20 protein-coding genes are annotated in these 21,540 nt (G+C 59.2%); 14 read left to right on the forward strand and 6 right to left on the reverse strand.

Annotated features, from left to right (window positions below; all coding sequences use genetic code 11):
* Positions 1 to 88: 88 nt before the first annotated feature.
* Positions 89 to 703: a Holliday junction branch migration protein RuvA gene (gene ruvA, locus ABTW55_RS20080; protein ID WP_033634852.1), complete on the forward strand. Its 615-nt coding sequence runs from the start codon at positions 89 to 91 to the stop codon at positions 701 to 703.
* 19 nt (positions 704 to 722) lie between these two features.
* Positions 723 to 1,727, forward strand: coding sequence for a Holliday junction branch migration DNA helicase RuvB (gene ruvB / locus ABTW55_RS20085; RefSeq protein WP_025303125.1), 1,005 nt, complete (start codon positions 723 to 725; stop codon positions 1,725 to 1,727).
* Positions 1,728 to 1,955: 228 nt separating this feature from the next.
* Here the strand turns inward: ruvB and znuB are convergent, their stop codons facing one another.
* Together znuB and znuC are read right to left on the reverse strand one after the other, a co-directional pair.
* A complete protein-coding gene (znuB, locus tag ABTW55_RS20090; protein ID WP_060421135.1) occupies positions 1,956 to 2,741 on the reverse strand; it encodes a zinc ABC transporter permease subunit ZnuB in 786 nt (261 codons plus the stop codon).
* Positions 2,738 to 3,496, reverse strand: coding sequence for a zinc ABC transporter ATP-binding protein ZnuC (znuC, locus tag ABTW55_RS20095; RefSeq protein WP_060421383.1), 759 nt, complete (start codon positions 3,494 to 3,496; stop codon positions 2,738 to 2,740). Before znuC ends, znuB begins: the two co-directional genes overlap by 4 nt.
* A 78-nt stretch (positions 3,497 to 3,574) precedes the next feature.
* Here znuC and znuA point away from each other — a divergent pair, with 78 nt between their 5' ends.
* The 3 genes from znuA (at position 3,575) to lpxM (ending at position 6,982) form a co-directional block, all read left to right on the forward strand.
* Positions 3,575 to 4,519, forward strand: a complete 945-nt coding sequence (gene znuA, locus ABTW55_RS20100; RefSeq protein ID WP_060422318.1) for a zinc ABC transporter substrate-binding protein ZnuA — start codon at positions 3,575 to 3,577, stop codon at positions 4,517 to 4,519.
* 21 nt (positions 4,520 to 4,540) lie between these two features.
* Positions 4,541 to 5,863 carry a murein DD-endopeptidase MepM gene (gene mepM, locus ABTW55_RS20105; RefSeq protein ID WP_033654402.1) on the forward strand — a complete coding sequence of 441 codons (1,323 nt, stop codon included), beginning with the start codon at positions 4,541 to 4,543 and terminating at the stop codon, positions 5,861 to 5,863.
* A gap of 150 nt (positions 5,864 to 6,013) precedes the next feature.
* On the forward strand, positions 6,014 to 6,982 hold the full coding sequence (gene lpxM, locus ABTW55_RS20110; RefSeq protein WP_033638507.1) for a lauroyl-Kdo(2)-lipid IV(A) myristoyltransferase: 969 nt from the start codon (positions 6,014 to 6,016) through the stop codon (positions 6,980 to 6,982).
* A 49-nt stretch (positions 6,983 to 7,031) separates the two neighbouring features.
* Here the strand turns inward: lpxM and ABTW55_RS20115 are convergent, their stop codons facing one another.
* The 3 genes from ABTW55_RS20115 to ABTW55_RS20125 all read right to left on the reverse strand — a co-directional run bounded on the left by ABTW55_RS20115 (position 7,032) and on the right by ABTW55_RS20125 (position 10,503).
* Positions 7,032 to 7,913, reverse strand: a complete 882-nt coding sequence (locus ABTW55_RS20115; protein WP_060421378.1) for a leucine-rich repeat domain-containing protein — start codon at positions 7,911 to 7,913, stop codon at positions 7,032 to 7,034.
* Positions 7,914 to 7,998: 85 nt separating this feature from the next.
* Positions 7,999 to 9,441 carry a pyruvate kinase gene (gene pyk / locus ABTW55_RS20120; RefSeq protein WP_019452801.1) on the reverse strand — a complete coding sequence of 481 codons (1,443 nt, stop codon included), beginning with the start codon at positions 9,439 to 9,441 and terminating at the stop codon, positions 7,999 to 8,001.
* A 189-nt stretch (positions 9,442 to 9,630) separates the two neighbouring features.
* A complete protein-coding gene (locus tag ABTW55_RS20125; RefSeq protein ID WP_033634845.1) occupies positions 9,631 to 10,503 on the reverse strand; it encodes a MurR/RpiR family transcriptional regulator in 873 nt (290 codons plus the stop codon).
* A gap of 447 nt (positions 10,504 to 10,950) precedes the next feature.
* Between ABTW55_RS20125 and zwf the strand changes: the two genes are divergently transcribed.
* From zwf to mdtI, 4 genes are all read left to right on the forward strand, one after another.
* Positions 10,951 to 12,426 (forward strand): glucose-6-phosphate dehydrogenase, encoded by a 1,476-nt coding sequence (gene zwf / locus ABTW55_RS20130; protein WP_033634844.1) that lies wholly within the window; start codon positions 10,951 to 10,953, stop codon positions 12,424 to 12,426.
* Between the two features lie 154 nt (positions 12,427 to 12,580).
* Positions 12,581 to 13,222, forward strand: coding sequence for a bifunctional 4-hydroxy-2-oxoglutarate aldolase/2-dehydro-3-deoxy-phosphogluconate aldolase (locus tag ABTW55_RS20135; protein WP_060421376.1), 642 nt, complete (start codon positions 12,581 to 12,583; stop codon positions 13,220 to 13,222).
* 550 nt (positions 13,223 to 13,772) lie between these two features.
* Positions 13,773 to 14,141 carry a multidrug/spermidine efflux SMR transporter subunit MdtJ gene (gene mdtJ / locus ABTW55_RS20140; RefSeq protein ID WP_033634840.1) on the forward strand — a complete coding sequence of 123 codons (369 nt, stop codon included), beginning with the start codon at positions 13,773 to 13,775 and terminating at the stop codon, positions 14,139 to 14,141.
* The gene (gene mdtI, locus ABTW55_RS20145; RefSeq protein ID WP_060421374.1) at positions 14,128 to 14,457 is read left to right on the forward strand and encodes a multidrug/spermidine efflux SMR transporter subunit MdtI; all 330 of its coding nucleotides are present in this window, start codon (positions 14,128 to 14,130) and stop codon (positions 14,455 to 14,457) included. The genes mdtJ and mdtI overlap by 14 nt, the downstream gene beginning before the upstream one ends.
* 62 nt (positions 14,458 to 14,519) lie before the next feature.
* Here mdtI and ABTW55_RS20150 read toward each other — a convergent pair whose 3' ends face one another.
* On the reverse strand, positions 14,520 to 14,864 hold the full coding sequence (locus ABTW55_RS20150) for a RidA family protein (RefSeq protein ID WP_060421372.1): 345 nt from the start codon (positions 14,862 to 14,864) through the stop codon (positions 14,520 to 14,522).
* Between the two features lie 133 nt (positions 14,865 to 14,997).
* On the opposite strand from ABTW55_RS20150, the gene ABTW55_RS20155 reads away from it, so the two are divergent.
* From ABTW55_RS20155 to rnd, 5 genes are all read left to right on the forward strand, one after another.
* Positions 14,998 to 16,914 (forward strand): ATP-dependent DNA helicase, encoded by a 1,917-nt coding sequence (locus tag ABTW55_RS20155; RefSeq protein ID WP_049211978.1) that lies wholly within the window; start codon positions 14,998 to 15,000, stop codon positions 16,912 to 16,914.
* Between the two features lie 79 nt (positions 16,915 to 16,993).
* Positions 16,994 to 17,695 carry a tRNA (adenosine(37)-N6)-threonylcarbamoyltransferase complex dimerization subunit type 1 TsaB gene (tsaB, locus tag ABTW55_RS20160; protein ID WP_060421368.1) on the forward strand — a complete coding sequence of 234 codons (702 nt, stop codon included), beginning with the start codon at positions 16,994 to 16,996 and terminating at the stop codon, positions 17,693 to 17,695.
* Positions 17,696 to 17,795: 100 nt separating this feature from the next.
* Positions 17,796 to 18,386: a Slp family lipoprotein gene (locus tag ABTW55_RS20165; RefSeq protein ID WP_033638506.1), complete on the forward strand. Its 591-nt coding sequence runs from the start codon at positions 17,796 to 17,798 to the stop codon at positions 18,384 to 18,386.
* Positions 18,387 to 18,594: 208 nt separating this feature from the next.
* Positions 18,595 to 20,283, forward strand: coding sequence for a long-chain-fatty-acid--CoA ligase FadD (gene fadD / locus ABTW55_RS20170; protein WP_033654397.1), 1,689 nt, complete (start codon positions 18,595 to 18,597; stop codon positions 20,281 to 20,283).
* 81 nt (positions 20,284 to 20,364) lie between these two features.
* Positions 20,365 to 21,486: a ribonuclease D gene (gene rnd, locus ABTW55_RS20175; RefSeq protein ID WP_033634833.1), complete on the forward strand. Its 1,122-nt coding sequence runs from the start codon at positions 20,365 to 20,367 to the stop codon at positions 21,484 to 21,486.
* Positions 21,487 to 21,540: the final 54 nt, after the last annotated feature.

A 21,540-nucleotide genomic window follows, 5' to 3' on the forward strand; every position in this document is an offset into this window, starting at 1 on the left:
GGATATTCATCCAGCCTTTTTTATGTTATAAGCTTTACCAGCAACGGCATGGCAGGGCGCCATGCCCGGTCATTCTGCAGGAGGGTAAATGATAGGTCGTCTCAGGGGAAATATTCTGGAAAAGCAGCCGCCGCTGGTGTTACTGGAGGCGAACGGCGTGGGCTATGAGGTACACATGCCGATGACCTGCTTTTACGAGCTGCCGGAACTGGGGCAAGAGGCCATCGTGTTTACCCACTTCGTGGTGCGTGAAGACGCGCAGCTGCTGTACGGTTTCAACGACAAGCAGGAGCGCGCGCTGTTTCGCGAGCTGATCAAGGTCAATGGCGTCGGGCCGAAGCTGGCTCTAGCGATCCTGTCGGGCATGTCCGCGCAGCAGTTCGTCAGCGCGGTGGAGCGCGAAGAGATCACCGCGCTGGTCAAGCTGCCGGGCGTAGGCAAGAAAACCGCCGAGCGCCTGGTGGTAGAGATGAAAGACCGCTTCAAAGGGCTGAACGGCGATCTGTTCAACAGCAGCAGCGAGATCAGCCTGCCGTCCGCCGCCGCCAACGCGCCGGAAGCGGACGCAGAAGCCGAAGCTGTCTCGGCGTTGGTGGCACTGGGCTATAAGCCGCAGGAAGCCAGCCGCATGATCAGCAAAATTGCCAAACCGGGCGCCGACTGCGAGACCCTGATCCGCGACGCGCTGCGCGCGGCTTTGTAAGGCCGCTAAGAGGTAGATAATGATTGAAGCCGATCGCCTGATCTCCGCCGAACCGATCAACGAGGAAGAAGTCCTCGATCGCGCCATTCGTCCCAAGCTGTTGACCGAATACGTGGGCCAGCCGCACGTGCGCGAGCAGATGGAGATCTTCATCCAGGCGGCCAAGCAGCGCGGCGACGCGCTCGACCATCTGCTGATCTTCGGCCCGCCGGGCTTAGGGAAGACCACCCTGGCCAACATCGTGGCCAACGAAATGGGCGTGAATCTGCGCACCACGTCCGGCCCGGTGCTGGAGAAGGCGGGTGATTTGGCGGCGATGCTGACCAACCTCGAACCGCACGACGTGTTGTTCATCGACGAAATCCACCGTTTGTCTCCGGTGGTGGAAGAGGTGCTGTATCCGGCGATGGAAGACTATCAGCTGGATATCATGATCGGCGAAGGGCCGGCGGCGCGTTCGATTAAGCTCGATCTGCCGCCGTTTACCTTGGTGGGCGCCACCACCCGCGCCGGCTCGCTGACCTCGCCGCTGCGCGATCGTTTCGGCATTGTCCAGCGGTTGGAGTTTTATCAGGTGGCGGATCTGCAGCACATCGTCTCGCGCAGCGCCGGTTGCCTGGGGCTGGAGCTGTCCGACGAGGGTGCCCATGAAGTGGCCCGCCGTGCGCGCGGTACGCCGCGTATCGCCAACCGCCTGTTGCGCCGGGTGCGCGACTTTGCCGAGGTGCGCGCCAACGGCGTGATCAGCGGCGCGGTGGCGGCGCAGGCGCTCGATATGCTCAACGTTGACGCCGAAGGCTTCGACTATATGGATCGCAAGCTGCTGTTGGCGATTATCGACAAGTTTACCGGCGGCCCGGTCGGGCTGGACAACCTGGCTGCGGCGATCGGCGAAGAGCGCGAAACCATCGAGGACGTGATCGAGCCGTTCCTGATCCAGCAGGGCTTTATCCAGCGCACGCCGCGCGGCCGTTTGGCGACCCAGCATGCCTACCGGCATTTCGGGCTGGAACGCGAAGCATAAGTTTGCCATCCTCCATACAAAAGGGCCGCATCTGCGGCCCTTGACGTTAATATTGAACTTGATGACGTTATCGGATTAATAGAAGGCGCATATAAAAAATAAGGAAAATCAATTCATTGATTTTCGGCTGCTCACCACAGAGGAGGAAAAACCGCGTTTTTTCCTCCTCTGTCAGCAGTAGAAAGGGCCGCATCTGCGGCCCTCGTCATATTCTGGTTCTGGCTTCAATCAAGCCTGCTGTTTTTTTAACAGGCTCAGCGTGAACAGCACGGCGGCGCAGAGCACTACCGAAGGGCCGGCCGGCGTATCGTAACACGCCGAGAAAGTCAGGCCGCCGGTGACGGCCACCATGCCGAGGAGCACCGCGACGCCGGCCATCTGTTCCGGCGTGCGCGCGAAGCGGCGAGCGGTGGCTGCGGGAATGATCAGCAGCGAAGTGATGATCAGCGCGCCGACGAATTTCATCGCCAGGCCGATGGTCAACGCGGTCACCAGCATCAGCACGGTGCGCGCCCGCGCCAGATTGACGCCGTCGACGTGCGCCAGCTCCGGGCTGATGGTCATCGACAGCAGATCGCGCCACTGCCACCACAGCACCAACAGCACCACGGCGACGCCGCCGGCGATCATCATGATATCGCTCAGCGTGACCGACAGCAGATCGCCGAACAGATAGGCCATCAGATCGACCCGTACGTTGGACATCAGCGCCACCACTACCAGGCCCAGCGACAGGGCGCTGTGGGCCAGAATGCCGAGCAGGGTATCCACCGAAAGCTGCGGGCGGCGTTCCAGCCACACCAGGGCCAGAGCCAGCAGCAGCGTAATGGCGATCACCGCATAGAAAGGATTGATGTCGAGCAGCAGACCAAAGGCGACGCCGAGCAGCGAGGCATGCGCCAGGGTGTCGCCGAAGTAGGACATGCGGCGCCAGACCACAAAGGAGCCCAGCGGCCCGGCGGCGCCGGCCAACAACACGCCGGCCAGCCAGCCGGGAAGTAACAGTTCGATCATGCTTCGCGGCTCCCGGTTTTCTTCAAGACAATTCTTCCCTGCAGGTCGTGGCGGTGATTGTGATGGTGGCGATACACCGCCAGTTGCTCTGCGCCGCGGTTGCCGAACATGGCGATGAATTCGGGATGAATCGACACCACCTCCGGCGCCCCGGAGCAGCAGATGTGCTGATTGAGGCACAAGACCTCGTCGGTTTTCGCCATCACCAGATGCAGATCGTGCGATACCATCAGCACGGCGCAGCCCAGCTCTTTACGCAGCTGATCGATGAGATCGTACAGCGCCAGCTGGCCGTTGACGTCCACTCCCTGCGTGGGTTCGTCCAGCACCAGCAGCTGCGGTTTGTTCAGCAGCGCTCGCGCCAGCAACACCCGCTGGTTTTCACCGCCGGAGAGCTTTTGCATCGGCTGGTCGAGCAGGTGAGCGGCGTGCACGCGCTTGAGCGCCGGCAGAATGTCGGCTTTCTTTACGCCGGGCTTGAGGCGCATAAAGCGGCTGACGGTCAGCGGCAAGGTGGCGTCGAGGTGCAACTTTTGCGGCACGTAGCCGATGCGCAGATCGGGCTCACGCTCCAGCGTGCCGGCGGTCGGTTTGACCAATCCCAGCACCACGCGCACCAACGTAGACTTGCCCGCGCCGTTCGGGCCCAGCAGCGTGAGAATACGGCCGGGTTGCAGGCTGAGGGAAATGTTCGACAGCACCTTGCGGCTGCCGAAGGCGACGGAGATATTTTTTAGCGTTATCAGTGTAGACATCTCGAGATTACAGGTTGCAGAACGAAGCGAATGTTATAATATCACGCCTTGTTGATGAAAACGATGGGATTACTGATGATGGCAAAGAAAAATAAATGGCTGCAGCGCACGCTGCTGGCCAGCGCACTGTTGATGGCCGGCCCGCTGAGCAGCGCTTCCGCTGCGGTCGTGACCTCGATTCGTCCGTTGGGCTTTATCGCTTCGGCCATCGCCGACGGCGTGACGCCGACCGAAGTGTTGCTGCCGGATGGCGCTTCACCGCACGATTTTGCGTTGCGTCCTTCCGATATCCAGCGCTTGCGTTCCGCGGACCTGGTGCTGTGGGTTGGGCCGGATATGGAGGCGTTCCTGAATAAGGCGTTGGTGCCGATCTCGGCGACCCGAAAGCTGGCCATCAGCGAACTGCCGGCGGTGAAGCCGCTGCTGATGAAAGGCGAAGAGGACGACGATCATGATCATGCAGGCGAAGCGCATAACCATGCCGATGACGATCATGGGCATCATCACGGCGAGCACAATATGCACGTTTGGTTGTCGCCGGAGATAGCAAAAGTGACCGCGATCGCGATTCACGACAGATTGTTGGAACTTATGCCGCAAAATAAGGACAAATTAGACGCAAACCTGCGCCAGTTCGAGAATCTGCTGACGCAAACTGACAAAAATGTTGGTAACATGCTTACGCCTGTGCAAGGTAAGGGTTATTTTGTTTTTCATGATGCTTACGGCTACTTTGAGAAACACTACGGTTTGAGTCCGCTGGGCCATTTCACCGTCAATCCCGAAATTCAGCCTGGAGCACAGCGCCTACACCAAATTCGAACACAGTTGGTTGAGCAGAAAGCGGTATGCGTTTTTGCTGAGCCACAATTCAGGCCGGCCGTAATCAATGCCGTCGCCAAGGGTACCAAAGTGCGTTCCGGAACGCTGGACCCGCTGGGCATCGGCATCGCGCTGGGGAAGGACAGCTACGGGAAATTCCTGACTCAGCTGTCAAACCAGTACGTGAGCTGCCTGAAGTAAAGCTTATGAGGATAATATCGAGTGCAGCAGATAGTCCGAACTATCGCTCTGGCGTATAACAACCTGCCACGGCCCCACCGCGTCATGCTGGGGTCGCTGACAGTCGTCACATTGGCCGTCGCTGTTTGGCGGCCTTTTGTTTACCACCCAGAACACAATCCCATCGCCAAGAGCGTCGAGTTAGAATCCAGCCAGATGCGGTCATTGCTCCCTGAAGCCAGTGAGCCGATTGATGCCGACCAACCCACCCCCGATGACGAAATCCCGCAGGATGAGCTGGATCAGAAAGACGCCGGCGACGATGGCGTGCATGAATATGTGGTTTCCACCGGCGACACCCTCGGCAGCATTCTGACGCAATATGGCATCGATATGTCGGATGTCACGCTGCTGGCCTCGCAAAACCGCGACCTGCGTAATCTGAAGATCGGCCAACAGCTGTCGTGGACCGTGAACGATGCGGGCGATCTGCAGCAGTTGACCTGGGAAGTTTCCCGCCGCGAAACCCGCACCTATGACCGCGTCGGCAACAGCTTCAAAGAGTCGAAAGAGGCACAGCAGGGCGAATGGCGCAACAACGTGATCAGCGGTCGGGTCAACGGCAGCTTCGTCAGCAGCGCCGGCGACGCCGGGCTGAGCCGTAACGAAATCAACTCGGTGATTAAGGCGCTGCAGTGGCAGCTCGATTTCCGCAAGCTGCGCAAAGGCGACCAGTTCTCCGTGCTGATGTCGCGCGAGCATTTCGACGGCAAGAAATCGCAAAGCCAGCTGTTGGGCGTGCGTCTGCGCACCGGCGGCAAGGATTACTACGCGATCCGCGCCGAAGACGGCAAATTCTACGATCGCCAGGGCTCAGGCCTGGCGCGCGGCTTCATGCGTTTCCCGACCATGAAACAGTTCCGCATCTCCTCCAACTTCAACCCGCGCCGCGTGAACCCGGTGACCGGCCGCGTGGCGCCGCACAAAGGCGTCGATTTCGCCATGCCGGTCGGCACGCCGGTGCTGGCGGTCGGCGACGGTGAAGTGGTGATCGCCAAGCGCAGCGGCGCGGCGGGCAACTATGTGGCGATCCGTCACGGTCGCCAGTACACCACGCGCTATATGCACCTGAAAAAGCTGCTGGTGAAACCGGGCCAGAAGGTGAAACGCGGCGATCGCATTGCGCTCTCCGGCAACACCGGCCGCTCCACCGGGCCGCACCTGCACTTTGAACTGTGGACCGGCCAACAGGCGGTGAACCCGCTGACGGCCAAGCTGCCGCGTTCCGAAGGGCTGGGCGGCAAAGACCGCAGCGATTATCTGGCACAGGTGAAGGAAGTGGTTCCTCAACTGCAGTTGGATTAACGTCCCCCTTTTTCCGGCGCTTCGGCGCCGCTAATTTCATCGGCCTGATTGCGGGCCGATGTTGTTTTATCTGGGCGGTTCGCGGTTGTTAATTGCAAAATCGGTGATGGCAATTATGATTAGCCGAATCGCTAAGCTAAGAGCATGTGCATGCAAAACGAGAAGAAATCGAACGTAGAGTTCATCCCGCAGTTTCAAAAAGCCTTTTTATATCCGCGCTACTGGGGCGTGTGGTTGGGAACCGGCCTGATGGCTGGCATTTCGCTGGTGCCCGCGCGCCTGCGCGATCCGGTGCTGGGTGCGGTCGGCAAACTGGCCGGCAAGCTGGCGAAGGGCGCGCGCCGCCGTGCCCGCATCAACCTGCTGTATTGCTTGCCGGGGCTGCCGGAAAGCGACCGCGAGCACATTATCGACCAGATGTTCGCCTGTGCGCCGCAGTCGATGGTGCTGATGGCGGAGCTGGCCTGCACCAAGCCCGAGAAAGTGCTCAAGCGCGTGCGTTGGCACGGTGAAGAGGTGCTGGACAAGATCCGGGCGGAAGGGCGCAACGTGATTTTCCTGGTGCCTCACGGCTGGGCGGTGGATGTGCCGGCGATGCTGATGGCCGCGCGCGGCCAACCGATGGCGGCGATGTTCCACAACCAGCGCAATCAGCTGATCGACTACCTGTGGAACGCCGTGCGGCGTAAATTCGGCGGCCGCATGCACGCGCGCAACGACGGCATCAAACCGTTTATCAGTTCGGTGCGGCAGGGGTATTGGGGTTACTATCTGCCCGATCAGGATCACGGCGCCGAGCACAGCGAGTTCGTCGATTTCTTCGCCACCTATAAGGCGACGCTGCCGGCGGTGGGGCGGCTGATGAAGGTGTGTCGCGCGGCGATCGTGCCTTTGTTCCCGGTGTACGACGGCAAAACCAGCATGCTGGATATTTATATTCGCGAGCCGATGGACGATCTGGCCGAAGCCGACGATCCGCGCATTGCCCGCCGCATGAATGAAGAAGTGGAAAATCTGGTGGGCCCGAATCCGGAGCAGTATACCTGGATCCTCAAACTGCTGAAGACGCGCAAGGAAGGGGAGATTGAACCTTACTCGCGCGACGATCTGTATCGTTAATCCTTTCTGCCGCTAACGCCGGCCGGGCCGCAATCCGGCCGGCGTCTCTTCATATATGCACCCTACAGCCGCGAGCCCGCAGGATGTCGACGACTTTAGGCGTGCGGGTGAAATCATTCCAGCGCAGGTCCAGTTTGCGCAGTCGGCTCAGTTCGCCGAGGCTTTCCGGCAGGTCGCTCAGGCGGTTGGCGCGCAGATCCAGACTTCTCAGCGCCGTCAGCTCGCCGATATTTTCCGGCAGGCGCGTCAGCTGGTTGAAACGCAGGTTCAGCTCGCTCAGCCGCGGCAACCGACAGAAGGCCTGCGGCAGCTCGGCGATGGCATTGTTTGCCGCGTCGAGTATCTCCAGCTCACCGAGCTGTGCCATTTCCGCCGGCAGCGAGGTCAGGGCATTTTTCATGATATGCAGTTCGCGCAGCGCGTGCAGTTGCCCGATTTCGGCGGGCAGGTTGCCGATGCGGTTGTTGTATAAACGCAGCTCCTGCAATGCCGTCAGCCTCGGTATCGCCTGTGGCAAAACGGTTAAATGGTTGTCGGTCGCGTTGAGGTAAACCAACTGCTGCAGCTGCGCCAGCGAGCGCGGCAGATCGCTAAAGCCGTTATCGCTCAGATAGAGGTATTTCAACCGATGCAGTTGCCCCAGTTCTTCGGGGAGTTCGTTTGCGCGATTGTGGCCAAAGTCGAACATCTCGAGCTGTTGCAACTGGCCAATCTCCGGCGGCAGGCGGTCGAGCTGATTGCAGGAGATATTCAGCACCCGCAGATTTCGGTGCCTGAAGAGGGCGACAGGGAGGGTCGTCAGCTGATTATCGTACAGGCTAATCTTGCGCAGCGCGTGGCCGGCTAACGGCGACTCGTCGAGCTGCGTCAGGCCGTGGCCGTCGAGATCGAGCTCATCACCGCTCGCTGCGGGATTGTGTTGGTGGAGCATGGCGTTCTCCGTCGTTCATGGCGGTGCAGGGGCAAAAAAAATGCCGGCCAACGTGAGCCGGCCGGCATTTCGTCTGCGGCGTGGATTACTCGACGCGCAGGATACGGCTGGTATTGGTGGTGCCGACGGTTTCCATCACGTCGCCCTGGGTAACGATCACCAGATCGCCGGAGACCAGGAAGCCCTTGTCGCGCAGGCGATTGACGGCTTCATTGGCGGCGATCACGCCGTCTTTGTGGCTGTCGAAATACACCGGCGTCACGCCGCGATACAGCGCGGTCAGATTCAGCGTATGCTCATGACGCGACATGGCGAAGATCGGCAGGCCGGAGCTGATGCGCGACATCATCAGCGCGGTGCGGCCGGACTCGGTCATGGCGATCAGCGCGGTAACGCCTTTCAGGTGGTTGGCGGCATACATCGAAGACATGGCAATCGCTTCTTCGATGTTGTCGAACTGCACGTCCAGGCGGTGTTTGGAAACATTGATGCTCGGGATCTTCTCGGCGCCCAGACAAACGCGCGCCATCGCCGCCACGGTTTCCGCCGGGTATTGGCCGGCGGCGGTTTCCGCCGACAGCATAACGGCGTCGGTGCCGTCCAGCACGGCGTTGGCCACGTCCATGACTTCGGCGCGGGTCGGCATCGGGTTGGTGATCATCGACTCCATCATCTGGGTTGCGGTGATCACCGCGCGGTTCAGGGTACGGGCGCGGCGGATCAGTTTCTTCTGAATGCCGACCAGTTCCGGATCGCCGATTTCGACGCCGAGATCGCCACGGGCAACCATCACCACGTCGGAGGCCAGAATAATGTCGTCCATCGCTTCGTCGCTGCAGACCGCTTCGGCGCGCTCAACCTTGGACACGATCTTGGCGTTGCAGCCGGCGTCGCGCGCCAGGCGGCGGGCATAGTTCAGGTCTTCACCGGTGCGCGGGAAGGAAACCGCCAGATAGTCGACGCCAATCTTGGCGGCGGTCACGATGTCCGCCTTGTCTTTTTCGGTCAGCGCTTCGGCCGACAGGCCACCGCCGAGCTTATTGATGCCCTTGTTATTGGACAGCGGGCCGCCGACCGTCACTTCGGTAAACACTTTCATGCCCTGAACTTCGAGCACTTTCAACTGAACGCGGCCGTCGTCGAGCAGCAGGACATCGCCCGGCACCACGTCGGCAGGCAGGCCTTTATAGTCGATACCGACTTTTTCTTTATCGCCTTCGCCTTTTGACAGGTTGGCGTCCAGCAGGAATTTATCGCCCACGTTGAGGAAGATTTTGCCTTCCTTGAAGGTGGAGACGCGGATTTTCGGCCCTTGCAGATCGCCGAGTATAGCGACGTGACGTCCCAGTTTTGCGGCGATTTCGCGCACTTTGTCAGCGCGAGCCTGGTGATCTTCCGGGCTGCCGTGGGAGAAGTTAAGCCGAACTACGTTGGCGCCGGCGGCAATGATCTTTTCCAGATTATTGTCGCGGTCAGTAGCCGGACCCAGGGTGGTAACGATTTTGGTTCTTCTGAGCCGTCTGGACATGTATTACTCCGTTGACTGGTGAAGCAAATATTGGTGTTGCGATAACGTCGGATAACGAAACCAGGCGTGAAATGTAATTTTACAACACTGATATTTCACCCGGGTTACCCGCATGAGCATGTTAACAGGGTACCGCCTCTGATGCCGTCATTCAAATGTCTGTTGAACGGCGATTTTTTCTTCGTCGGGTCACGAATCAAAACTGTTGGGAATGACCACGCCTTTATCAAAGCGCGATTCTTTGAGCGCTTCTTTGACCCGCTTCAAGTTATCTCTGAATTTAGCCCCTCGGCGCAAGGTAAATCCGGTGGCGAGCACGTCAATGAGCGTTAATTGCGCGATCCGCGACACCATCGGCATGTAAACGTCGGTGTCTTCGGGCACGTCGAGCAGCAGAGCGAGGGTCGCCGCCTGGGCGAGCGGGGTGTCGCGCGAGGTGATAGCCAGTACCGTGGCGTCGTTTTCTCGCGCCAGGTGGGCCATCTCCACCAGATTCTTGGTGCGGCCGGTGTGTGAGATCAGCACCACCACGTCGCCTTCGCCGGAGTTCATGCAGCTCATGCGCTGCATGACGATGTCATCGAAGTAGACCACCGGAATGTTGAAGCGGAAAAATTTGTTCATCGCATCGTGCGCCACCGCCGCGGAGGCGCCCAGGCCGAAGAAAGAGATCTTTTTTGCCTGGGTGAGCAGGTCAACCGCACGATTGATTGCGGCAATATCCAAATTTGCCTTTACTGTATCCAGGCTGGCCATGACCGATTCGAAGATCTTGCTGGTATAGGCATCGACGCTGTCGTCTTCCTCGACATTACGGTTTACGTAGGGCGTGCCGTTAGCCAGGCTTTGGGCGAGATGCAGTTTGAAGTCGGGAAAGCCTTTGGTATCAAGGCGGCGGCAAAAACGGTTGACGGTGGGTTCGCTGACGTCGGCCATGCGCGCCAGCGTGGCGATGCTGGAGTGAATGGCGGTCTGCGGGGAGGCCAGGATCACCTCGGCGACTTTCCTTTCAGATTTGCTCAGGAGTTCCAGATGGCTCTGGATTTTGTCCAGCGTATTCATATAACGAGAGTCACTCATGGTTTTATCCCTGTGGCTTTCAAGCAACAGCGTCGAATCTCGCCCGTGTTTGCCGTGCAAGCAGACGCCAAACGAGCGGCTGTAACCTGGAATCGATAGGGTATGACGATTTCAAACAAAGGAGAAATCAATGCCGGTTTAGTGAAAATATACTACGTGCTGGTAACCGTTGGCAGTCTCGACAGGGCGTATGCAGGCTTTTTTCACCAGAATATGACCTGTGTCTAACTTTCATAATGGTAACAGAGCGTCAAAAAAGACGAAAAATTACAGTTTTGCCCGGGACGAGGGCGCTGGCGCACATTGGCGCTTCCACTGGAATATTGAGGTCTTTTTTTCTGCTTCTGCGCTGGGTTTGCTGGCCGTAGTCAAACAGAGTACATTAGTAATGTAAGAAAATTACAAATATCCTGCAACGAGGAGATGAACATGGCGGTAACCTCTACAGCCCAGGCGTGTGACCTGGTTATTTTCGGCGCGAAAGGTGATTTGGCGCGCCGTAAGCTGCTGCCTTCCCTGTACCAGTTAGAGAAAGCCGGACACATCCACCCGGAAACGCGGATCATCGGCGTCGGCCGCGCGGAGTGGGATAAAAAAGCCTATACCGAAGTGGTCAAGGAAGCGCTTGGCACCTTCATGAAGGAAAAACTGGATGACGAACTCTGGGCCACGCTGAGCGCACGCCTGGACTTCTGCAACCTGGACGTCAACGACAGCAAGAACTTTACCAAATTGGGTAAAATGCTGGATCAGAAACACCGCACCACCATCAACTACTTCGCCATGCCGCCAAGCACCTTCGGCGCCATCTGCAAAGGGTTGGGCGAAGCCAAACTGAACCATGAGCCGGCGCGCGTGGTAATGGAAAAACCGTTGGGCACCGATTTGGCGTCTTCCCGCGTGATCAACGACCAGGTGGCGGAGTACTTCAACGAATCCCAGGTTTACCGTATCGACCACTATCTCGGCAAAGAGACAGTGCTGAACCTGTTGGCGCTGCGTTTCGCCAACTCGCTGTTCGCATCCAACTGGGATAACCGCACCATCGATTCGGTGCAGATCACCGTGGCGGAAGAGGTGGGCATCGAAGGGCGCTGGGGTTACTTCGACCAGGCCGGCCAGATGCGCGACATGATCCAGAACCACCTGCTGCAGATCTTGACCATGATCGCCATGTCGCCGCCGGCGGATCTGACCACCGACCGTATCCGCGACGAGAAGGTGAAGGTACTGCGTTCGCTGCGCCGCATCGATCAGACCAATGTACGGGAAACCACCGTGCGCGGTCAGTACACCGCCGGTTTCGTCCAGGGCAAGAAAGTGCCGGGTTATCTGGAAGAGGAAGGGGCGAACAAGAGCAGCAGCACCGAAACCTTCGTCTCCATCCGCGTGGATATCGACAACTGGCAGTGGGCCGGGGTGCCGTTCTACCTGCGTACCGGTAAACGTCTGCCGACCAAATGCTCGGAAGTGGTGGTGTACTTCAAAAACCCACCGCTTAACCTGTTCAGCGACTCTTACCAACAGCTGCCGCAGAACAAGCTGACCATCCGCCTGCAGCCGGACGAAGGCATCGAAATTCAGGTGCTGAACAAGGTGCCGGGGCTGGATCACAAGCACCGTCTGCAGACCACCAAGCTGGATCTGAGCTTCTCGGAAACCTTCAACCAGGAGCACGTGGCGGACGCCTACGAGCGCCTGCTGCTGGAGACCATGCGCGGCATTCAGGCGCTGTTTGTGCGCCGCGATGAAGTGGAAGAGGCCTGGAAGTGGGTCGACTCCATCATGGACGCATGGAAAGCCGACAACGAGGCGCCGAAGCCTTATCAGGCGGGCACCTGGGGGCCGGTGGCCTCGGTGGCGATGATCACCCGCGACGGCCGTTCCTGGAACGAGTTCGAGTAATGCGCAATGCCGGCAGCCTGTCTGCCGGCTTTTTTTTGCCTGCGATCTGCGCGTGGGCCACATCACTTACGGTACGGCCGGACGTCCGCGCATTTGCGCGGAGCCCTGTGGCAGGGGCGTGCCATTGTTAACCGCGAGTAATGGAGAAATAACGATGAAAAACTGGAAAACCAGCGCCGAGCAGATCCTGACGGCAGGGCCGGTGGTGCCTGTTATCGTGATCAACAAGCTGGAGCAGGCGGTGCCGCTGGCGAAAGCGCTGGTTGCCGGCGGCGTGCGGGTATTGGAGGTGACGCTGCGCACCGCCTGCGGGCTGGAGGCGATCCGCGCTATCGCCAAAGAGGTGCCGGAGGCCATCATCGGCGCCGGTACGGTGATCAATCCGCAGCAGCTGCGGGAGGTGACCGAGGCGGGAGCGCAGTTCGTCATCAGCCCGGGGCTGACCGAAGCCTTGCTGCAGGCGGCGACGGCGGGGCCAATCCCGCTGATCCCGGGCATCAGCACCGTTTCGGAGCTGATGCAGGGTATGGATCACGGCCTGCGCGAATTCAAATTCTTCCCGGCGGAAGCCAACGGCGGCGTGAAGGCGCTGCAGGCGATCGGCGGCCCATTCCCGCAGGTGCGTTTTTGCCCGACCGGCGGCATTACGCCGAACAACTACCGCGATTATCTGGCGCTGAACAGCGTACTTTGCATCGGCGGTTCCTGGCTGGTACCGGCGGACGCGCTCGAAAGCGGCGACTACGCGCGCATCACTGAACTGGCGCGCAACGCCGTCAGCGGGGCCGCGTTGTAACCCGCGCCGCGCCTGGGGTTGGTGCTTATTTGCGCGCCGCGAATATCGCAAGGCTCAACGCTCCGTTGAGCCTTTTTTAATTTTTATTGTGATTAACGTTCTTATTTTTAACCCGTTTTTTTTCGATTTTTATGAAAACGGCAGTTTGCTTTCTTATTTTGGCTGTGGTAAAAATATCTCAGTCGAAAATTTTACTTTCATGAGGATATTGGGCAAATCGCACGGTGTGCGGCTGATAATAGAGAACGATTATGATGACTATTAACGGAATTACCCTCAGAACCTCTACGTGCCAACTCTTCCTGTCTGCGATCCTTGCCAGTGAGCATCACTGGTGCAGCGAGCTATAGCGTCTTTCTCCCTTAACCGGTGCCGGTAGCGGGCTTTCGCCTTCGCTCTATCGTTCAGCCGGGAAAACATTCTTTTTGCGTTTGGGTCAGTTTATCCCCAGGGATCTCTGCGTCTTGCGCGCCGCAATGCGGCCGTTCGACGAGATAAATCGGGATAAATATGCCTTGGCGCGCGTTATTCGCCGTTTGGGAGAAAAATTATGATTTATTGGATCTTTTTAGGTTTGGCCATCATGACCGAAATCATCGGCACCTTGTCGATGAAATACGCCAGCGTCAATGGCGGCATGATCGGGCACATCGTGATGTACGTGATGATCACCGCGTCTTATGTGTTGCTGTCCGTAGCGGTAAAACGCGTGGCGCTGGGCGTGGCCTATGCGCTGTGGGAAGGCATCGGTATTCTGTTCATTACCCTGTTCAGCGTGCTGTGGTTCGACGAGCCAATCTCGGCGCTGAAGGTGCTGGGTCTGGCTACGCTGATCGCCGGCATCATGCTGGTGAAATCCGGTACCCGCAAAGAGCGAAAACAGGTCAGCCCGCGAGGTAACAACCATGCAACAGTTTGAGTTGTACCACATTGGGTTCCTGGGGCTGGCGATCGTGCTGGAAATCATCGCCAACATCTTCCTGAAGATGTCGGACGGCTTCCGTAAAGTTTGGCTGGGGCTGTTGTCGCTGCTGTCGGTGCTCGGCGCGTTCAGCGCCCTGGCGCAGGCGGTGAAGGGCATCGATCTGTCGATCGCTTATGCGCTGTGGGGCGGTTTCGGTATCGCCGCCACCATCGCCGCAGGCTGGATCATGTTCGGCCAGCGGTTGAACGCCAAAGGCTGGATTGGCCTGGCGCTGCTGCTGATGGGGATGGTGATCCTTAAACTGTCCTGATAACGGGCAATAAAAAACCGCAGGCGTTGCCGTCTGCGGTTTTTTTTCGTCTGCGCTCAGGCTTACAGCGCGGCGATGATTTTGATTTCCACCTTGTACTTCGGATTCATCAGCTGCGCCTGCACGGTGCAGCGCACCGGCGCGCTGCCGGCGACCACCCAGGCGTCCCAGGCGGCGTTCATCGCGGCGAAGTCGGCGCTGTTGGCCAGGAAGATGGTGGCGTCCAGAATGCGGCTTTTGTCCGAACCTACGCGCGCCAGCAGCACGTCGATGGCGGCGAGGGCGTTGGCGGTCTGCGCGGTCGCGTTGTCGTCCAGGTTCTCCGGCACGCTGGTGTAGTAAACGGTCTCGTTGTGCACCACGGCTTCGGACCAGCGCTGATCGGGATCAATTCTTTCGATATTCATTTGCTTATCTCCATATCATAGTCCCGCTAAGGGTAGCACAGCCGGTAATGAAAAAGCGCGGCGATAAAGTGGGTGGTAGCCGGGCGGCAGGCTTGGCATAATCACCGCTGAATGACACCGGCAGAGAGACAGCGTGACAGACGATTTTGCAACAGACGGCGCATTGGCGCAGGCTATCAAGGGATTCAAACCGCGTGAGCCGCAGCGGCAGATGGCGCAAGCCGTCACCGAGGCAATCAATTTCAAGCAGGAGCTGGTGGTGGAAGCCGGCACCGGCACCGGCAAAACCTTCGCTTATCTGGCGCCGGCGCTGCGCGCCGATCGCAAAGTGATCATCTCGACCGGTTCGAAAGCGTTGCAGGATCAGCTGTATGCGCGCGATCTGCCAACCGTCGCCAAGGCGTTGAAGTACAAAGGCAAGCTGGCGCTGCTGAAGGGGCGCTCCAATTATCTGTGTCTGGAGCGGCTGGAGCAGCAGTCGATGGCCGGCGGCGAGCTGGCGGGGCAGACGCTGATCGATCTGGTGCAGCTGCGCAAGTGGTCGTCGCAGACCAAAGAGGGCGACATCAGCACCTGCAGCGAAGTGGCGGAAGACAGCTTCGTCTGGCCATTGGTGACCAGCACCAATGACAACTGCCTGGGCAGCGATTGCCCGCTGTATCAGGATTGCTTCGTGGTCAAGGCACGCCGCCGAGCGATGGATGCGGATGTGGTGGTGGTAAACCATCACCTGTTCCTGGCGGATATGGTGGTGAAAGAGGGCGGTTTCGCCGAGCTGATCCCGGAAGCCGAGGTGATGATTTTCGACGAAGCGCACCAAATCCCCGACATCGCCAGCCAGTATTTCGGCCAACAGCTCACCAGCCGCCAACTGTTGGATCTGGCGAAGGACATCACCATCGCCTACCGCACCGAGGTGCGCGACGCCGCTCAACTGCAAAAAAGCGCCGACCGTCTCAGCCTGAGCACGCAAGATTTCCGTCTGAATCTGGGCGAGCCGGGTTTTCGCGGCAATCTGCGTGACGTGCTCGGTGAACCGAACGTGCAGCGCGCTCTGTTGCTGCTCGATGACGCGTTGGAGCTGTGTTATGACGTGATGAAACTGTCGCTGGGGCGTTCGGCGCTGCTGGACGCCGCCTTTGAGCGCGCCACGCTGTACCGCGCGCGCCTCAAGCGGCTGAAGGCGGTGACGGAGCCGGGCTACAGCTATTGGTATGAATGCAACTCGCGCCATTTCGTGCTGGCGCTGACGCCGCTGACGGTAGCCGATCGGTTCCGCGAAATGCTGGACGAGAAGCCCGGCAGTTGGATCTTTACCTCGGCCACGCTGTCGGTCAACGAGCGGTTGGGCCACTTCACCGAACGGCTGGGGCTGACCAAGGCCAAAACGCTGCTGTTGCCGAGCCCGTTCGACTATGCCAAGCAGGCGCTGCTGTGCGTGCCGCGCTTTTTGCCTTCGCCGAATCAGCGCGGCGGAGCGCGCCAGCTGGCGCGCATGCTGCGGCCACTAATTGAAGCCAACAACGGCCGCTGCTTCTTTTTATGCACCTCGCACCAGATGATGCGCGAGCTGGCGGAAGAGTTCCGCGCCACGATGACGCTGCCGGTGCTGTTGCAAGGGGAAACCAGCAAAGGGCAGCTGCTGGCGCAGTTCGTCGCCGCCGGTAACGCGCTGCTGGTGGCGACCAGCAGCTTCTGGGAAGGGGTGGACGTGCGCGGCGATGCGCTGTCCTGCGTCATCATCGATAAGCTGCCGTTCACTTCACCGGACGATCCGCTGCTGAAGGCGCGCATTGAAGATTGCCGCCTGCGCGGCGGCGATCCGTTCAATGACGTGCAGCTGCCGGATGCGGTCATCACCCTGAAACAGGGGGTGGGCCGTTTGATCCGCGACACCGACGATCGCGGCGTGCTGGTGATTTGCGATAACCGTCTGGTCATGCGGCCCTACGGCGAGGTGTTCCTCAATAGCCTGCCGCCTACGCCGCGCACCCGCGATTTGAAGCAGGCGATCGCCTTCCTGCAGGCTGCCGACACGTCGGCCACGTGAAAGATGAAGGGCTTACGGGGCTGTGCTACAATGCGCGCCCTGTATGAAAAACCCAGTTTTATTCCCGCCAGAGGTTGGCATGTCCACGCGAATTTTAGCGATCGATACCGCGACGGAAGCCTGTTCCGTCGCCGTCTGGAATCAAGGCGAAATCCACGCCCTGTTTGAGCTGTGCCCACGCGAGCATACGCAACGTATTTTACCTATGGTGCAGCAGGTGCTGGCGGAATCCGGCCTGGCGCTCAACCAGCTCGATGCGCTGGCCTTTGGCCGCGGCCCCGGCAGCTTTACCGGGGTGCGCATCGGCATTGGCATCGCTCAGGGCCTGGCGCTGGGCGCCGATCTGCCGATGCTCGGTACTTCCACGCTGCAAACCATGGCGCAGGGCGCCTGGCGCGTCTGCGGGGCGGAGCGGGTGCTGGCGGCGATAGATGCGCGCATGGGCGAAGTCTACTGGGGGCAGTTCGAACGCCAGGCGGACGGTAGCTGGTTGGAAAGCGAAGGCGAGGCGGTGTTGTCGCCGGCGCAGGCGCTGGAGCGTGCGCAGCGCCTGCAGGGCGAATGGGCCCACGTCGGCACCGGCTGGCAAACCTATCCCGATCTGGTCAAGGGGTCTACGCTGAGCGTGCGTGACGGGCAGATGCTGTTGCCGCAGGCGCAAGACATGCTGCCGCTGGCGCTGCACGCCTGGCAACTGGGGCTGGCGGTGGCGGTGGAAAACGCCGAGCCGACCTATCTGCGCAATGAAGTCACCTGGAAAAAACTGCCGGGCCGCGAGTAAGCGCGGCCTATTGTGCTGTTGTTGAGGCCGGGCGATGAAAGCCTGCAACTTGAACGATGAAACGCGGTCAAAGTTACAGCCATTTCAGGAGATTGCGACCATGTTAATCCGCACTGCAAGTAAAAAGCTGTCGCTGCTGGCCGTCGCCTGCGGCGCGCTGGTTCTGTCCGGGTGCGTCACCGTACCGGATGCGATCAAAGGTTCCACCCCTTCGCCGGTGACTCAGCTTTCCTCGGTACAAAATGCACCTAATCTATTTACCGGCGCGGAAGCCCGCTTCGGCGGCACCGTAGTAAACGTCGCCAACGAGCAAGGGCGCACGGTGCTGGAGATCGCGGCGGTGCCGCTCGACAGCGGTGCGCGGCCGATTTTGGGCGAACCGTCGCGCGGCCGCTTGCTGGCCACGGTAAACGGTTTCCTCGAACCGGTTGATTTCAAAGGCCAGTTGGTGACCGTCGTCGGCCCCATTACCGGCCTGAAAGAGGGGCGTATCGGCATGACGCCGTATCGCTTCGTGACGATGAACGTGACCGGTTTCAAACGCTGGCACCTGGTGCAGCAGGTGGTGATGCCGCCTGCGCCAATGGGCCCCTGGGGCTGGCGCGGTGGCCCGTGGGGACCCGGTTGGGGCGCAGGCTATGGTTGGTACAATCCCGGCCCGGCACAGGTGCAAACCATCGTAACCGAGTAGCATACGCTTGATGTGAACACATTTGACAGGGCGGCTCAGGCCGCCCTTTTGCTTTTTGGGATAAGGAATATCCGACAATTAGTGACGTACATCGCAACCTGAATAATGTTTAAAACCTGCACTGGTCTGCTGAGTTAAAATATTGTTATGGTTAGGCTGCGAGTTTGAGGCTGCGATGATAATTAGTAATGATTTCAGGAGTAATACCTTGGATAAGGTCTGGTTAAAACGGTATCCGGCAGATGTGCCCGCAGAGATTGATGCCGATCGCTATTCGTCGTTGATCGAAATGTTTGAGCATGCCGTGCAGCGCTATGCCGATCAGCCCGCCTTTATCAACATGGGCGAGGTGATGACCTTCCGCAAACTGGAAGAGCGCAGCCGGGCTTTCGCGGCTTACCTGCAAAATGAACTGGGCCTGAAGAAGGGCGACCGCGTCGCGCTGATGATGCCTAACCTGTTGCAATACCCCATCGCCCTGTTCGGCATTCTGCGCGCCGGTATGGTGGTGGTTAACGTCAACCCGCTGTATACCCCGCGCGAGCTGGAACACCAGTTGAACGACAGCGGCGCCAGCGCCATCGTCATCGTCTCCAACTTTGCCCATACGTTGGAAAAAGTGGTGTTCAACACCCAGGTCAAGCACGTGATCCTCACGCGCATGGGCGATCAGCTTTCGGCCGCCAAAGGCACGCTGGTCAACTTTGTGGTCAAGTACATCAAGCGCCTGGTGCCTAAATATAACCTGCCGGACGCCATTTCATTCCGCAGCGCGCTGCAGCGCGGACGCCGTCTGCAATATGTAAAGCCGGACATCATTAATACCGATTTGGCCTTCCTGCAATACACCGGCGGTACCACCGGCGTAGCGAAAGGCGCGATGCTGACGCACCGCAACATGCAGGCCAACCTCGAACAGGCCAAAGCCGCCTACTCGCCGCTGTTCCGTGAAGGGCAGGAACTGGTGGTGACGGCGTTGCCGCTGTACCACATTTTCGCGCTGACGGTGAACTGCCTGCTGTTTATCGATCTGGGCGGGCGCAATTTGCTGATCACCAACCCGCGCGATATTCCGGGGCTGGTGAAGGAGCTGGGCAAATACCCGTTCACCGCCATGAGCGGGGTGAATACCTTGTTCAACGCGTTGCTGAACAACGAAGAGTTCCACAAACTCGACTTCTCCACGCTGCGTTTCTCGGTCGGCGGCGGCATGTCGGTGCAAAAAGCGGTGGCCGAGAAGTGGGAGAAAACCACCGGCAAACACCTGCTGGAAGGCTATGGCCTGACGGAGTGCGCGCCGCTGGTGGCCGGCAACCCTTACGATCTGAAACACTACAGCGGCAGCATCGGCTTACCGGTGCCGTCGACGGATATTCGGCTGTTGGACGACAATGGCCAGGATGTGCCGCCGGGAGAACCGGGCGAACTGTGGGTCAAAGGCCCGCAAGTTATGTTAGGCTATTGGCAACGCCCGGAAGCTACCGACGAAGTGCTGAAAGATGGCTGGTTGGCGACCGGTGATGTGGTGACCGTGGACGAGCAGGGGTTTGTGCGCATCGTCGACCGTAAGAAAGACATGATCCTGGTCTCTGGTTTCAACGTTTACCCGAACGAGATCGAGGACGTGGTCAGCCAGCATCCGAAGGTGCTGGAATGTGCGGCGATCGGGGTGCCCAGCGAGGTCTCCGGCGAGACGGTGAAGATCTGCGTGGTGAAGAAAGACGCCTCGCTGACCAAGGAAGAGCTGTTGACCCATTGCCGTCGGCACCTGACCGGGTATAAAGTGCCTAAAATTGTTGAGTTCCGCGATGAATTGCCGAAGTCGAACGTCGGCAAGATTTTGCGGCGAGAACTGCGCGATGAGCTAAAAACGCCGAAACCGGCCGATGCCGCCTAGGTTTCGCTCTTGCGCCTGACTATCGACAACGCCGGTGAATGCCGGCGTTGTTGTGTTTGAATCCTACAAGAGAATGATGTTTTGAATTATCAGTTGATCACTACCGATGCCGGATTGCAGCAGGTCTGCGAGCAGGCGAGAAAGCATGCCCAGATTGCGCTGGACACCGAGTTTGTCAGAACGCGCACCTACTATCCGCAGCTGGGCCTGATCCAGCTCTACGACGGTGAACAACTCTCCCTTATCGATCCTCTGCCGATCAAGCAATGGCAGCCGTTTGTCGACCTGCTGGCCGATACCGCCGTGGTGAAGTTCCTGCATGCCGGCAGTGAAGATCTTGAAGTGTTTCTCAACGCCTTTAAAACGCTGCCGACGCCAATGGTCGATACCCAGATCCTGGCGGCGTTTACCGGCCGGCCGCTCTCCTGCGGTTTCGCGACGCTGGTGGCGGAGTATATGAAAGTTGAGCTGGACAAGAGCGAGTCGCGCACCGACTGGCTGGCGCGTCCGCTGACCGAAAGGCAGTGCGTGTACGCAGCCGCCGACGTGTTCTATCTGCTGCCGATGGCCAAACAGCTGGTGCAGGAGACCGAAGAGGCCGGTTGGACCGCGGCGGCCAACAACGAGTGCCTACTGCTGTGCCAGCGTCGCAGTGAGGCGCTGGCGCCGGAATTGGCCTATCGCGAAATCAGCAATGCCTGGCAGCTGCGCCCGCGTCAGCTCGGTTGTTTGCAGAAGTTGGCAGAATGGCGGCTGCGCCAGGCGCGCGAGCGCGATCTGGCGGTGAACTTCGTTGTGCGTGAGGAAAACCTGTGGCAGGTGGCGCGCTATATGCCGTCTTCGCTGGGAGAACTGGATTCGCTGGGCCTGAGCGGGCCGGAGATCCGTTATCACGGTAAAACGCTGCTGGCGCTGGTGGCGGAGGCCGAAGCGCTGGACGAATCCGAGCTGCCGGCGCCGTTGGCTAACCTGATCGATCAGCCGGGCTACAAGAAGGTGTTCAAAGACATCAAGGCGGCGATCGCTACCGTCAGCGAGCAAAGCGGGTTGAGCAGCGAGCTGCTGGCATCCCGTCGCCAAATTAACCAATTGCTGAACTGGCATTGGCAACTGAAAGACGGCGAAAGTCGCCCTGAATTAATCAGCGGCTGGCGTGGCGATCTATTAATGGCACCGCTGCAGGACATCCTGAAAGATTATTAATCGCTGATTATCACCAGGGCAGGGTAGGGAAACTCTGCTCGGGTGAATATAGGC

Source organism: Serratia sp. SM04 (assembly GCF_040280225.1).
Lineage (GTDB): Bacteria > Pseudomonadota > Gammaproteobacteria > Enterobacterales > Enterobacteriaceae > Serratia > Serratia sarumanii.